The following is a 13,857-nucleotide window of genomic DNA, read 5'->3' on the forward strand; positions in this document are numbered from 1 at the left end:
TAAGGAGATTGAATTTTGACGAACAACCATGAAGTTGGAGCAGTGAACGAACTACCGGAGAACTTTGAAGAGCTCAAACGAGCGGCTAACCGTACGTCAAGCTGGAGAGACAGACTGAATGCGGTGAACGAATTGGGAAACTGGGATACAGCCCCTACCATTAAGTTACTTCAGCATGTTTTGAAAAATGATCAAGTGTTCCAGGTGCGTGAAGCTGCATATCACAAGCTGAAACAGTTGGATGAAGATGTACAAATGCCTGCCAAAAACAAAGGCGAGCTGTTTAAAGGTACTAACAAAATTTTGCTGCGGATCAAAAAAAGCCTTCCTGAAGGTCACACATTTGAGGAATTTAAGGAAAAACTGCAAAAGACACGTCTGGATCTCTATGATACTTACGAGGGCGACAAAGATGCTGAGTTCGACGCCTGGCTCCATGGAATTTGGGAGACACTAGGTAGAAGATAGCCGCCATTCACCGTATAATAGCTGAATAAAAAGCCACTCCAAAAAATGGAGTGGCTTCTTTATTTCTTATTATTTTGATTGTCACCAGAGTAAAGTTAGAACCTACATTTAATTTCACATGTACATGCCCTGTACGATGCGAAGTTATGTGATATAAAATTTATTCAGGTATATAAGGAAGATCCAGTGTCTTCGGAACGTTGATGACATGTTTTTCTGTATACGTGCGGATCCCTTCGGCGCCGTATTCACGGCCAATACCAGATTGCTTAAAGCCACCGAAAGGGAACCGAACGTCAAGACCCTGAACAGCAGCTGTATTGATCATGGTCGTTCCAGCTTCGAGTTGACGTGCGACGGAGATGGCATCCTCTTCTTTCCCCCACACAGAACTCGTCAATCCATATATGCTTTCATTGTGTAGATGAATAACCTGCTCTTCATCGTCAAATGGAAGAATCGGAACCGTAGGACCAAACTGTTCCTCCACTACAATCGGATCATGAACATCGCAACCTAAGACAAGCGTAGGTTGTAGGTAGTAACCTTGGTCAAACAGCTTCTGATCAAGAATTTGACCGAGAGGGATGACCTTAGCCCCGCGCTTTTGTGCATCTTCAACCAAGCCAAGCACGTAATCTTTCTGCTTCAGGTTATTAACCGGACCTACTGTCGTATTCGAATCAAATGGATCACCGATTCGAATCCAGCGATTAGCCGCCTCGATATATTTTTCCACAAACGCATCATAAATAGAACGGTGTACATATACACGTTTGGCGATCATACAGATCTGTCCTGTTGTCAAAAAATTAGAAATGACAATCCGGCGCATGGCTCGCTCATCATGTACATCAAAGCTTTCCAAGAAGATCGCCGCATCATTGCCGCCAAGCTCAAGTGTCATATCCTTAATCGTTTCCGAAGCTGCTTTGATAATATGCTTAGCGGTCGCGGTTCCACCTGTAAAGGCGATTTTAGTAACATGAGGATTACTAGTCAGTTCAACGCCCACATCTGCATCACCATGAACGACATTGATTACACCAGCCGGGAACTCACTCGCAATAATCTCTGCCACCTTCGCTGCCGCCAGCGGTGCAAATGGACTGGGTTTAAGCACAATCGTGTTGCCCGCAAGCAAGGCAGGAGCGATCTTAATGGTAGATAAAGCAATGGGATAGTTCCATGGACTAATCGCTGCCACCACACCCATTGGATCATAGGTAAGAATCGTTTTACCATTCTCATGCTCTTTGATCTCTTCCTGTAGAGCCGATTTGGCTTCATTACAAGCAAATTCCATCCACATTAACGAAACATAAATTTCACCGTGTGCATCATATAGGGGCTTGCCATGCTCTCTGGACAGCAAATGAACAATTTCATTTTCAGCTGCTCTAATCTTCTCGATCGCCTTGCGCATCATAATAATGCGTTCATCAATGGAGATCTGCTTCCATGTTTTAAAAGCCCCTGCCGCCGCTTCAATCGCATCAACCGCTTGTTCTCTCGTAGTGACAGGGAAATAGCCTACGATCTCGGATGGGTTTGTCGGATTCTCTTTTGCTAACTGCGAAAGGGATTTTACATTTTGACCATTAATGAACGCTTCAACGATAACTGTCTCTTGGTCTGCTTGCGTCGTCATTTTGCATCCCCTCCGTTATTTAGATGGATTAATTCCAAACTTCTTCTGCAATTTCCTTCACATAACGAAGTTTACGCCATTGTTGTTCTTCCGTTAAAATATTGCCTTCTTCCGTGGAAGAAAAGCCGCATTGTGGGCTCAAACAAAGTTGCTCAAGTGGTACATAGGTTGCCGCCTCTGCAATCCGAGCTTTAATCTGTTCTTTATCCTCTAACTCGCCTGTTTTCGAAGTAAGTAAACCAAGCACGATTTTCAAATCTTTTCGATTCACATATTGTAAAGGCTCGAAGCCACCTGAGCGCTCATCATCAAATTCCAAGAATAATCCATCTACGTTTAAGCCACCAAAGATAACTTCAGAAGCGTACTCGTAACCACCCGTTGAGAAATAATTTGATTTATAGTTACCACGACAAATATGCATCGTCACAACTAAATCTGCCGGTTTATGAGCTAAAGTTTCGTTAATCATTCGCTGCATCGTTTTCAACTCTTCTGCCGGTTCCAGACCTTTGGCACGCAGCTTATCATGACCAGCTTCTGAGAATAGGTCTGCCCAAGCGGTATCATCTAATTGCAGGTATCGACATCCCACATCATAAAAAGCTTGAATGGCTTTTTGATACGCCGCAATCGTATCCTGAAGGAATTGCTCCCGGTCCGTATAGATATTGGCGCCATTTTCCAACCGATATAGAAGCATGTTGGGACTTGGAATGGTCTGTTTCGCCACTGCATCACCTGCATGCTTTTTCAAAAACTCAAAATCCTTAACAAAAGGATGACTCGAAAAATCAACTTTACCAATAACACGAATTCCACCCTTGCGCGTTTGCATATTATGGAATTTTGGTCCGTCTATTTGCTCATACAACTCTACGCCATCCAAGCCACCCAGAAAATCAAAATGCCACCAGCTTCTGCGGAATTCACCATCCGTAACTGCCAATACGCCATTTTCCTTTTGCTTTTCAATAATTCGAATAATCTCTTTATCTTCTACAGCTCTTAATTCCTCATATGTGATGTTGCCTGATTTATATTGTTCACGTGCCTGACTTAAATCTGCAGGACGTAGAAAGCTACCTACATGATCATTACGAAATGGTATCATAACTATTTCTCCTTCTAACTTTTTAGTCTAATGAGTATAGCATGATGAAAAGGAATGCTTGTTATATGAAAAAAGCATGGCTAGTCATAGCTTTTAACAATAGCTAAAAGACTCAAAAAGCAAAAAAAACCACAACCTCATAGGGTACTAGATATGGTTTACCTCATATCAATATCAATTTAGCCTGATACCCGCCTTCCTATCTCTCCCATTACATTTATTTTCTAGTATAATAACGGGATACAACAAACATTTTAAAATAGAAGGAGAGTTGTTATGGAATATCATGTATCCAACCATGGGAATGATCAAGGAAAAGGAACAGCAGATCAACCCCTTCGTACCATATCACGCGCTGCGGCTCATGCCATGGCTGGTGATACCGTTATTGTTCATGCGGGAGTATACAGGGAATGGGTTAACCCGGCGAATGGAGGAACAGCGGAGCATCGAATCGTATATCGATCCGCAGGAGACGGGGAAGTTGTGATTACAGGAGCTGAGCGGATTACCAACTGGAAGTCTGAAGGAGACCATGTTTGGAGCACAGAAGTGCTCAACTCTATCTTTTCCGTTCGTAATCCCTTTGAGGTGGAGCTCAGTGGAGACTGGTTGTTTGACGGGCCTTTCCCGGTTCATCTCGGCGATGTCTATCAGAATGGCAAATCATTATATGAGTGCAATAGTGTTGAAAGCGTTCACAATCCTGAAGTTTGGCCCGAAGCCAAGTATCCCAAGGATTCATTGTTAAAATGGTATGCCGAGGTTGGTTCTACGACAACCAAAATCTGGGCCAACTTTGGTGGAAAAGATCCTTGTAAGGAAAATGTAGAAATTAATGTACGTCCTTATTGCTTCTGGCCTGAGAAACCGGGAATTAACTACATCACCGTAAGCGGTTTTACTCTTCGTCAAGCCTCCCCCCAATGGGCACCACCTACGGACTACCAGGAAGGTTTGATTGGACCTCACTGGAGCAAGGGCTGGATTATTGAAAACAATATCATCAGTGAATCCAAATGCGTTGGTATTAGTCTGGGTACCGAAATCGGTACAGGTCACAGCAAGTCTTTGGAGAAGCATAGTAAAGGCGGTACTCAGCGCGAGCAGGAGGTTATTTTACGAGCATTACGCTCCGGCTGGCATAAGGATAACATCGGAAGTCACATTGTTCGATGTAATGTAATTCATGATTGTGAACAGGCAGGTATTGTGGGTCATATGGGAGCAGCCTTCAGCCACATATATCAGAACCGTATTTATAATATTCACCACAAACGACTCAGACACGGTGCCGAAGTAGCGGGAATTAAACTGCATGCTTCACTGGATACTCAAATTAGCGAAAATATAATGTATAGCTGTTACCGTGCGCTTTGGCTGGACTGGCAGGCACAGGGCACTCGCATCAGCCGTAATGTATTTTTTGACAATCTTTCGGAGGACCTCTTCGTTGAGGTTTGCCATGGTCCGTATATGGTCGATCACAATCTATTTCTCTCTCCGATGAATTTCAGAAATATGGCTCAGGGCGGGGCATTTGCTCATAATTTGTTTGCAGGGAGATTTGTAGTTCGTTCTGAAATTACTCGTATTACGCCATATCACTTCCCTCACGAGACTGCCATGGCCGGATACTCCAATATCACTGGAGGCGATGACAGGTACTACAATAATATCTTTATAGGAGACAATGATCCTAATAAGGAACCTACGCCCATCACCTTTTTTGAGCATCTTCCCCTTAAACCAAGGGATGAAGTTGGAGAGGACGGGAAGACGGTCATGGATGGTGTCCCGGACAATTCCATATGTTATCTGCATGCTGTGGGACTTGGAGGCTACGATCAACATCCTGATGTGAAAGATAAGAAATGGTGGGAATACACCAAAGAGGAGCTTCTTGAGCTTGGCGATGCGGCGAAGGATTTCTTTATAGGCAATGCCGTTCTTCCGGTGGCTATGGGTGGCAATGCATTTCTTAACGATGCGGTTCCAAGTCGTCACGAATCGGATGCGAAGATTGTTGCACAGAAGGGAATCAATGTTGAGATTGATCCTGCGCAAGGTAAGGTGCACATTCAGATCAATGAGCCCGAATTGCTTCGGGGAGCCTCTGCCCTGTTGATTACCACGGACCTGCTTGGAAAGACGTATCACGCCGATATGAAGTATGAGGAACCAGACAGCACTCCCTATCAATTTGACTCCGACTTTTTCGGAACAAAGAGACCCGATGCAGATGTTACACCTGGTCCCTTTGAATTAACCGAACAGGGTACTCTTGATTTTGAAATTTAGTTTATTCTTGAGGGTCCAGTCATGATTTTAGGTGAAACTTTTCATGAACTATGCCAATATATACTTCATTTCCCGGCAAAGGTGGCGAGGAAATGCCCGAAGAAAACAGAATATCACGAAGATGGCCTTGAGCTTTGACCGAACCCAGCAGCCCCATGGAAGATCCTACGATCCATGAGGGTTTCCCGATCATAACTCGATTCACTCGGGATAACCAATTGACCGAGCGAGTAGAAGGGGTCGGTTCCTTATTCTTAACACTCCTGTTGAGCTTAGCAGCCATCCTATTTTATAAGCTTATTATGAAATACGTGGCATGGCGGCCCATTCCAGAGCTATCCGGGCAGCATGCAGGGGTGGAAGCTGTCCGGGGCATAATCACGGGAGCCATATTCTACACTTATTATTGTTCTGCTCGGCGGCTACTCCTTCCAATGGGCTGCTGCTGCAGATCCGGTTTCTATTCTCATGACGTCCATTGAAACTGCGCTGAGCGCAGCCATCATCGAGGAACTGGTGTTTCGTGGATTGATGCTTCAATCTATACAGAAATTATGGGTCAGCTGGATTGCACTTGCGGTAACCTCGCTCACCTTCGGAGCCTTCCATCTTGGCAATCCAGGAGCAACACTATGGAGCGCACTTGCCATCACCCTGGAAGCAGGGGTTCTGCTCGGAGCTGCATTCTTGTGGCGGCGTAATTTGTGGTTCGCCATGGGGCTGCATTTCGCTTAGAATGCACTTGAAGGTGTGCTTGGCATTCCTGTGTCCGGACTCCCTGCGGCCGGGTTGTTTACGGTGAAGGCTGACAGCGCAGCATGGCTTACGGGGGGAGATTTTGACCTGGAGGGCTCTATTGTTACGGTGATCCTGGGAATTGTGATTGCCATTCCGATGCTGATCGGTGCTGCACAGAAACGGCCATGATTTGTTTCCCGCTATTTGGATGGAAAGTTGGAGCTTGAAAAGATTGTCCAGCTCATGAACTGATTCGATTAATTCTCATTGTACAGAAGGAGCGCATTTAGCGTTCCTTCTGTAGCTGGCAGTTGTGAATCATTGCCGCGGCCGCAACCTCATTCTGGAAATCACGGCTTCTATGACGAGCAGATTAGGAATCCAACAAACCCAAGCGACAACCCGAAACGCCGCCTCGAAATCGCCAAGCAGAAGATTCAGCGGCGCTAACCAGATTCGAAGCGTGACCGCTGCAAAAGTAAGCGCATAACTGCGAAGCATCCATGCTTTATGAGCTTGGATGTCTTTCGCCATAATTTTTCTCGTTGCAATAAGCGTCGTCGCAACCCACAATACATCGAGCGACATGAACCCAAGCCCGGCAATCCAACCTCCCGTGGCAAAAAGGGATAAATAAACACTCACGATCCCACTAACTGTAATCGAAAGAACATATCCATACCCCAATAGGCGATGCCAACGTTTCCTATCATTCGTTGGCTTCATAAATAGTTGAAAGGGTCCTATGATCAAGGCAAATATCGCGGTAACAATATGGATGTATAGTACATATATCCATGGTTTGAGTTCAAAATTCGGCTTTTGCAATTTGAAAGAGACAAGTCCTGCATCACTAGCTTTAAGCACGCCATACTGAACAATTGCGTATCCGGCAATCGAAAATGCAAGAATGAAAACGAGTGCCCGAATCATCTTATTTCCCATTAGAATTATCCTCCTCCGTTGATGCACCGTGAAGCTGTTGTCCCTTTAAACCCTATAGTGGCTATAGAGTCAATACCGATCTTCTCGATTAAGGCATCGGCCAGAAAGGGACATACAAATTCAACGCTTGTCGTGGTCAAGTTTCCTGCCGTACTTTTGGTGCAAACGGATCTTCGCTTCCTCCCAGCTTTACAGTTAGAAATAATACCCCTTCCGAATATCATCTAAAAGGGTAGGATGTACTGGTTTCCATCCTACACGCTCCTGCGTCAACGCACTGGACGCTGGATTATCCGTTTTCGTGAAGGGTGCAAGCCATCCGAAATGTTTACCTGCTTCTTCAACCCCAATACCTTGGACCGGCAAGTTCAAATGGAGGCCCAAAGCCGTGGCGATCTCTTGAAATGGAATGCCCTCTTCGCTCACTGCATGAAACCGGGACCCTGCCGGAGCTTGTTCTAAGGCGAGTCTAAAAAGGCGCGCCGCATCCAGTAGATGCACGGATGGCCAACGGTTGTTACCGGAGCCTGTATAGGCGGAGAACCCCTTCTTGCGAGCGATGTTCACCAGATTTGGGAACAAGCCCGTCTTATCGCCTTCACCGTGTACGATCGGTGGGAGGCGTACAATCGAGGAACGTATCCCACGATTCGCCAAGTCTAGGGTGGTATGTTCTGAAATGATGCGTAATCCACCTTGCGATTGAGGATCCCCAGCGCTGGCCTCCGTTCCGAGACGGCCGGGAGTAAGCGTCATCGTAGGCATCGCGACGACAAGCGCCCGGTCACCGGCGGGTAAGGAGGTGCCAAGTGTCTCGATGGCTCGCCTATCGGTCTCAATTGCAGCCTTCATAAATCGCATCACTACATGACGAGGATTCCCGCCGAATAAAACCCTAAGCCGAGTTGGAAGGCCCGCATGCGAGAACTTGTGGAAGAAGGCCAAATGAATGACCCCGTCTACTGCAGCAGCCACTTTGCGCAAGCCTGCTAAATCCTCAATCGAACCGACTTGAACCTGGGCACCCAGTGCCGTAAGCCGTTTGCCGGCTTTTTCAGAACGGGCAAGACCAACCACTTGATGACCGGCATCCAGCAGTTCGCGAACGACCGCCCCTCCGATAAAGCCTGTCGCCCCTGTAACCAATACACGCATTTTCAGAAATCCCCTTTCCTATCGATAGGATGTTTACTCTTAGTATAGGGGATTGACTACTGCGGTCTTTGCCTTTTCCGTCGGAGTTTTTGCCTGATTCAACAGATTCCGCCGCTTAAAAAGGAAAAATCCGCTAGGCTCTATGCCCGCGGAAATTTGAAAAGCCGTTTACATGTGCGTTTCACTTCAACTGTTGCTGGTCCTGACGCCACCTTGTGATATCTCTAGTTGGAGGGCACCCAAAAAATCGGCTGTAATCGCGGCTAAATTGGGAATCGCTCAAATAGCCTACACGCCGGCTCGCCGTAGTTGCGTCAATGGAGCTGGATAACATTAGACGCCTCGCCTCTTGCAGGCGCAGCACCTTTTGATATTGCAGAGGGCTCATCGCAGTAGCCGATCTGAAATACTCGCGAAACGAAGATTCGCTCATATGGACCAGCTCCGCCAAATCCGCTACTTTCCACGGCTGAGAAAAGTTATTTTGGAGCCAATCAATCGCTTTTGCAACCTGCTGCATGCCCGATTCCGCCAGAACAGTCTCGGCAACATAAACACCGATTGGGCTACGGAGGATGCGGATATAAATCTCGTCTTTCACCAATGGAGCCAGCATTTGAGCATCATCGGGAGAGGACAGGCAAGCCATCAATCTTGCAGCGGCGTTCATCATAGCCAAGTCTGCTTCGATGACATAGCACGCACTGCGATTGCGAACCTCCGGTAAACCATTAGGAAATACCATCGGCAGCAACGAAGCAATCCTTTGCGGATCGAGGTATAGACCTATCCCCAAGAACGGTATTTGGGGGCTGGCCTGCATGATTTTCATCGCAACAGGCAAGGCAACGGGGGCAATATACATTCGCGAAGCACCATACTCATAAGCATCCTTGCCTACGGTAATTCGCTTTTTCCCTTGCGCTGCAATGCAGATTACCGGCGAGAACATAGTGTGAACATCATCCGCCGCTTCTACTTGCGAATATCGGTTCACATACAGACCATGGATTGGTGAAGCATAGGTCCCATCCTGCGAAGTATGCGTGTAAATCAAACTTGCCAACCGAGCTGCTTCACTATCTAGCGCTGAATTGGCATCATCTAATACAGATACATCCTCATATTTATAGTAATTGTCCATGTTCACAAGCAACTTCTTCCCCCTCAGATGTAACGGGATGATAGGCATGTTCATGATACCACAGGCGCATCCAGAAAGCTTAAGCATTAAAGTTAAATTAGCATGGATATCTCAAGTCTTCCCTTCTGCAAGTCCGAGGGGATTCCCTGCTAGCACGAAGCGGACAGCATTTCTCGCTATCGCCTCCCAATGTGCTTTACTTATGGTACGGTTCCCCCCGATTTATCTTCACCGCGCGATAAATCTGCTCCACCAATACCAGCCGCATAAGCTGATGCGGCAGGGTCATGCGCCCGAAGCTCAAGCGCTGCTTCGCACGGCGCAACACCTCATCGGAGAGCCCGTGGCTTCCTCCGATGACAAACACGACATGGCTCGTCCCATACGTGCCGAGCTTGTCGATCTCCAATGCCAGCTCTTCGGAACTCCAGAGCTGGCCATCCAATGCGAGCGCGACAAGATGCGCCTCGCTCTTCACATGTGCGAGGATGCGTTCGCCCTCGCGCTCTTTTACCGCCCGAACCTCAGCTTCGCTCAGGGTATCGGGGGCCTTTTCGTCTGCGACCTCGATCATCTGAAACTTGATGTACGGGGCGAGACGCTTGGCATATTCCTGAATGCCCAGCGTGAGATACTTTTCCTTCAATTTGCCTACGCCAATAATCTGAATAAACACGAAAAATCATTCCTCCTAAATTATCTTGCTTGCACAATATTCTTTCTATAAGTAAGAAGCTTCACAGCATCGTTTGTTCCAACTGTAGTATACCTACATATCTCTCCAATTCTAACGAATCCCACACACCTTATTCAGCCTCATTTCGGCTCCTTTAAAATCTAACGAATCTGAAACACGCTATCCCACTAAAAACGAGCCTTCCCCACCTCTTTCGAGACCATTTCAGCAATATAACGTGTCTACGATTCGTTAGATTTCAACCAGGCAGTGTTTGCCCCGAATAAGGTCTGTCAGGTTCTTTAGAGTTACTCCGCCCAACCCAGCCACGCCACCGTCCCTACCGACATCGCTGTCACCCAAATTCTACTTTCCCCATGCCTCAGCAGCTTCCATTTCTATTACCTACACACCTTGCACGTCTGCTACAACCTGGCTCACCCCAACTCAGAACTCGGCTCGGCGCCTACCTAGCTTAATCTTCTCCTACTGTCCTACTCCACCTTCATCCCCCACAACCCTCGCCAACGCCACGCTGCCTAACAACCACCACCAATTCCCCCACAAAGACAAAAAGAGCGCTAATCACGCTCTCCTTGGCTTCTTGCTGTGATGTTCATACCGGATGGAAAGTCAGCCAGAAGCGCCACCTATAGTCACGCCTCCGGCCATCTAAGTCCTACAGTACGCTAAACGACGAGGAATTCCGCGTGCTGTTCGCACTCTGCGCACTTCGCAGGCGGGTCCCAATCGGCAAATTCCGTCTCCTTCAGATCAACGATATCTGGAGCGTCCTCATACTCATCGACAAACATGTCGATGGCAATGTCCACGTGTTCTTTGCATACAACGTACATCCGTTAAGCATCCTTTCTGTAACCAGCTATGTTCCCGATTCACAACCGCTTATCCCATTACAGGATAGCCACTTCTCAGTTCTATCACACCTGCCGCCGAAAAGAAACCCCCAGCCCTAATTTATCGTGCCCAACCTCCAACAAACCTCTCCATTCGCCGTAAAAGAACACAAAAAGCATCCTTCCCGATACCTTTACGGTACTACGAAAAGAATGCTCCTGTAACATTAACAATCACTTCACATAGCGAATGAATCTTGCTCCTGCGCCTAAATTACGAATACAGAGTTACTTATTGCCCTGTTCCATTCCATGAATTGTCTCTAATCCACACTCGTTTTAATTCAATCCCGACTGCGCCTTCGTCAACAGCTTCCCGCCTTGAAAAGCAATAACCGCATTGGCACCATTGCCGGCTGTGCCTTTATAGTTGTAAACCACCATATTCTCCGCTTCACTCAGCGCTTCACCTTCACCGCCAAGGATCTCGATGACATCTTCCACCGACATGCCAACCTCAAGCTTCTCATACTGGGCAAACGTAATCAGGACTCCATCGCCTTTCCCGGCCGATCCGTTATTTCCCGATGTTACAGGCGTTTGACCACCAGCTCCACCTGCAGCAATCACATTTGTACTCAGCTCATTCAACTTGGTCTCAAGTGCTGCGATTTTTTGCTCCTGCTCAACGCTCTTGGCTCCTTGCTCCACCAGTTTCTTCTCTAGGCCAGCAATCTTCTCCTGCAAAGCACTTGTATCTACAGATGCTCCTGTCGTAGCTACCTCAGACCCACAGGCGGACAACATAAACAGGGACAGAGCCAAACTCGTTCCCCCAAGCATCTTTTTCTTCAAATGTTTCATCAAAAATACCCCTTCCATCCTGAAATAAAATTAGATCGACAAACAGATGTTATTGCATCAGCGACCGTCTCCAACATATTGACAACAGTTTACCACAGCCCTAGTCTTATGTATCTGCTCCTTTGGCTCCGGGTCTAACTGATCATGGGAAGATATAAATGCTTAATCTACTCATTTACTGTCGAATGAACAAGTCCACTCATAGTCGGCCAGTGGTAAGTACCAGTTAAGTACTCCTTTTCTTCTTTAATTACAACCTAACCCATCCCTTACAATCAAGCATTGCGTAATGCTCATCATCCAACAACTAAAAAAGAGTGGTCAGTTGATCTGATCACTCTTCTAGCATTCCCTATTTCAATCCACGCAACAGTATAGGCTCGCTCGCTGAACTTCCCTTACTCCGGTTTATCAGTCAGCTTCACCGATACTTTCTCAGCTTTGCCATCCCGGTAGAAGGTCACTTCAATCGTATCCCCAATCTTCTTCTCATCGTACAGATATTTCCGTAGATCCAGCGTAGAGGTAATTTTTTGCCCGTCAAATTCCGTAATGACATCATTCAGCTTCATGCCGGCTTCGGATGCTGGACCAGATGCTTCCAGCACAACCACACCGCTGTCCACATGAGATGGCAGCTTCAGATCCTTACGCTGCTCGTCATCCAGTGGTGCATATGGGTTGCTCAGATCGACCGTGTACACGCCCAGGTATGGACGAGATACTTTGCCGTTCAGTAGCAGGGAATCTACTGTTTTCATCACTTCGTTCATCGGAATCGCGAAGCCGAGACCTTCAACACCCGTATCCGAGATCTTCATCGTGTTGATGCCGACCACTTTGCCGTTCAGATCGACCAATGCACCACCGCTATTGCCTTCATTAATCGCCGCATCCGTCTGAATTACGTTTTGCTCCCAGTCGTATACTCCATCCTGATTAATCGATACCGGTAGAATACGATCCGTGTAACTGACAATACCGGATGTCAGCGTACCGCCCAGACCGAGTGGGTTTCCGATTGCCAACACCGTTTGACCGCGCTGAAGTTTGCTGGAATCGCCAATTTCCGCGACTGCACCCAGCCCTTTATCTTCTGCGGATAGTACAGCAATGTCACTTACACGGTCTTTACCGACCAGCTTCGCTTTGTGTGTCTCCCCATCTACGGTCACAATCTCCAGATCACTCGCACCCTCCACGACGTGGTGGTTGGTCATGATGTAGGCCTTGCCATCTTCCTTTTTGAAAATGACCCCTGAGCCCAGCGCCGAATCTTCCATCGACAGACTGCTACCCGTTTTATGGTTCACAATGCTCACCACGGAAGGACGAACATGGGCTGCCGCCTGGATAATCCGATCGTATGGATCAGCTGCCTGCGCTGTCTGTGCACCGCCTCCACCACCATTCCCCGTAGCATTAGCCAGCGGTAACGAAGCGGGCTGTGTGATGAAGCTAAACAGCAGGACGGTCACGATGGAGCTGATCACCGAGCTAATCACAGCTACCTTCACTGTGGAACTGATTCCCGTACGCGATCTGCGCGGATTGCTCCAGCGGTCACGTCCACGTGCTCTGCCTCCAGGGCGGATGATCTGAAGTTTGCCTTTCTGTTCAGGTTCGGCGCGTCTTGATACTTTGGTTGAATAAAAATCGTCTCCAAACAATCCCATCGTGATCCTCTCCCCTTCGTTGTCACGCATCAAGACCCTGACTGCCGCCTAAGTTGTCGCATGGTTCAACGATGGTGTTCTTACGTTACCCCACTCCAGCCACAGCCGAGCTTTCGATCGCTGTTACTCACAAATTCCCATCCCACTTTCAGGGTGAAATTTGTTCATCGCGTATGCTCTCGAAGTAGCTTTCCTTCAGAAAGCTTTTCGGCGAACGCTTCGCTTCTCCAGCCTCGTTCTGTGTCTTTCGTTACGTGCGTACCGTAAA

Annotated in this window: 13 protein-coding genes and 1 pseudogene; 4 read left to right on the top strand and 10 right to left on the bottom strand. The window is 47.4% G+C overall.

The features are described from left to right. Positions 1-15 precede the first annotated feature (15 nt). Positions 16-468 carry a HEAT repeat domain-containing protein gene (locus NZ043_RS09005; RefSeq protein WP_091035293.1) on the top strand — a complete coding sequence of 151 codons (453 nt, stop codon included), beginning with the start codon at positions 16-18 and terminating at the stop codon, positions 466-468. Between the two features lie 160 nt (positions 469-628). On the opposite strand, the gene NZ043_RS09010 is transcribed toward NZ043_RS09005, so the two are convergent. Together NZ043_RS09010 and NZ043_RS09015 are read right to left on the bottom strand one after the other, a co-directional pair. Further along, positions 629-2,119, bottom strand: a complete 1,491-nt coding sequence (locus NZ043_RS09010) for an aldehyde dehydrogenase family protein (protein WP_339311552.1) — start codon at positions 2,117-2,119, stop codon at positions 629-631. Between the two features lie 28 nt (positions 2,120-2,147). Next, positions 2,148-3,233 carry a 5-methyltetrahydropteroyltriglutamate--homocysteine S-methyltransferase gene (locus NZ043_RS09015; RefSeq protein ID WP_339311554.1) on the bottom strand — a complete coding sequence of 362 codons (1,086 nt, stop codon included), beginning with the start codon at positions 3,231-3,233 and terminating at the stop codon, positions 2,148-2,150. A gap of 276 nt (positions 3,234-3,509) precedes the next feature. Between NZ043_RS09015 and NZ043_RS09020 the strand changes: the two genes are divergently transcribed. Further along, positions 3,510-5,534, top strand: a complete 2,025-nt coding sequence (locus tag NZ043_RS09020) for a hypothetical protein (protein WP_339311556.1) — start codon at positions 3,510-3,512, stop codon at positions 5,532-5,534. A 37-nt stretch (positions 5,535-5,571) separates the two neighbouring features. Here NZ043_RS09020 and NZ043_RS09025 read toward each other — a convergent pair. After that, positions 5,572-5,760: pseudogene (locus NZ043_RS09025) on the bottom strand (NADPH-dependent FMN reductase); the annotation flags it as partial. Between the two features lie 242 nt (positions 5,761-6,002). On the opposite strand from NZ043_RS09025, the gene NZ043_RS09030 reads away from it, so the two are divergent. Beyond that, positions 6,003-6,269, top strand: coding sequence for a CPBP family intramembrane glutamic endopeptidase (locus NZ043_RS09030; RefSeq protein WP_240768215.1), 267 nt, complete (start codon positions 6,003-6,005; stop codon positions 6,267-6,269). A 30-nt stretch (positions 6,270-6,299) separates the two neighbouring features. Then, positions 6,300-6,461, top strand: coding sequence for a hypothetical protein (locus tag NZ043_RS09035; RefSeq protein WP_339311560.1), 162 nt, complete (start codon positions 6,300-6,302; stop codon positions 6,459-6,461). 129 nt (positions 6,462-6,590) lie between these two features. On the opposite strand, the gene NZ043_RS09040 is transcribed toward NZ043_RS09035, so the two are convergent. The 7 genes from NZ043_RS09040 to NZ043_RS09070 all read right to left on the bottom strand — a co-directional run bounded on the left by NZ043_RS09040 (position 6,591) and on the right by NZ043_RS09070 (position 13,589). Beyond that, the gene (locus NZ043_RS09040) at positions 6,591-7,217 is read right to left on the bottom strand and encodes a DUF2306 domain-containing protein (RefSeq protein ID WP_133386398.1); all 627 of its coding nucleotides are present in this window, start codon (positions 7,215-7,217) and stop codon (positions 6,591-6,593) included. Between the two features lie 195 nt (positions 7,218-7,412). Next, positions 7,413-8,372 (bottom strand): SDR family oxidoreductase, encoded by a 960-nt coding sequence (locus NZ043_RS09045; protein WP_339311563.1) that lies wholly within the window; start codon positions 8,370-8,372, stop codon positions 7,413-7,415. A gap of 181 nt (positions 8,373-8,553) precedes the next feature. Continuing rightward, positions 8,554-9,570 (bottom strand): AraC family transcriptional regulator, encoded by a 1,017-nt coding sequence (locus NZ043_RS09050; RefSeq protein WP_339311565.1) that lies wholly within the window; start codon positions 9,568-9,570, stop codon positions 8,554-8,556. 142 nt (positions 9,571-9,712) lie between these two features. Beyond that, the gene (gene rlmH, locus NZ043_RS09055) at positions 9,713-10,192 is read right to left on the bottom strand and encodes a 23S rRNA (pseudouridine(1915)-N(3))-methyltransferase RlmH (protein WP_339311567.1); all 480 of its coding nucleotides are present in this window, start codon (positions 10,190-10,192) and stop codon (positions 9,713-9,715) included. A gap of 689 nt (positions 10,193-10,881) precedes the next feature. Continuing rightward, entirely contained in the window at positions 10,882-11,049 is a 168-nt protein-coding gene (locus NZ043_RS09060) for a CxxH/CxxC protein (protein ID WP_017691462.1), read from the bottom strand. A gap of 339 nt (positions 11,050-11,388) precedes the next feature. Then, entirely contained in the window at positions 11,389-11,913 is a 525-nt protein-coding gene (locus tag NZ043_RS09065) for a hypothetical protein (protein ID WP_240768221.1), read from the bottom strand. 398 nt (positions 11,914-12,311) lie between these two features. Then, positions 12,312-13,589 carry a trypsin-like peptidase domain-containing protein gene (locus tag NZ043_RS09070; protein ID WP_076320179.1) on the bottom strand — a complete coding sequence of 426 codons (1,278 nt, stop codon included), beginning with the start codon at positions 13,587-13,589 and terminating at the stop codon, positions 12,312-12,314. Positions 13,590-13,857 lie beyond the last annotated feature (268 nt).

The sequence above is a fragment of the Paenibacillus sp. FSL k6-2145 genome, from assembly GCF_037976585.1.
Lineage (GTDB): Bacteria > Bacillota > Bacilli > Paenibacillales > Paenibacillaceae > Paenibacillus.

Excerpts from the sequence above, each read along its gene's own strand:
- NZ043_RS09010 (WP_339311552.1), bottom strand. The coding sequence starts at position 2,119 with ATGACGACGCAAGCAGACCAAGAGACAGTTATCGTTGAAGCGTTCATT.
- NZ043_RS09015 (WP_339311554.1), bottom strand. The coding sequence starts at position 3,233 with ATGATACCATTTCGTAATGATCATGTAGGTAGCTTTCTACGTCCTGCA.
- NZ043_RS09020 (WP_339311556.1), top strand. The coding sequence starts at position 3,510 with ATGGAATATCATGTATCCAACCATGGGAATGATCAAGGAAAAGGAACA.
- NZ043_RS09030 (WP_240768215.1), top strand. The coding sequence starts at position 6,003 with ATGACGTCCATTGAAACTGCGCTGAGCGCAGCCATCATCGAGGAACTG.
- NZ043_RS09040 (WP_133386398.1), bottom strand. The coding sequence starts at position 7,217 with ATGGGAAATAAGATGATTCGGGCACTCGTTTTCATTCTTGCATTTTCG.
- NZ043_RS09045 (WP_339311563.1), bottom strand. The coding sequence starts at position 8,372 with ATGCGTGTATTGGTTACAGGGGCGACAGGCTTTATCGGAGGGGCGGTC.
- NZ043_RS09050 (WP_339311565.1), bottom strand. The coding sequence starts at position 9,570 with ATGAACATGCCTATCATCCCGTTACATCTGAGGGGGAAGAAGTTGCTT.
- NZ043_RS09060 (WP_017691462.1), bottom strand. The coding sequence starts at position 11,049 with ATGTACGTTGTATGCAAAGAACACGTGGACATTGCCATCGACATGTTT.
- NZ043_RS09065 (WP_240768221.1), bottom strand. The coding sequence starts at position 11,913 with ATGAAACATTTGAAGAAAAAGATGCTTGGGGGAACGAGTTTGGCTCTG.
- NZ043_RS09070 (WP_076320179.1), bottom strand. The coding sequence starts at position 13,589 with ATGGGATTGTTTGGAGACGATTTTTATTCAACCAAAGTATCAAGACGC.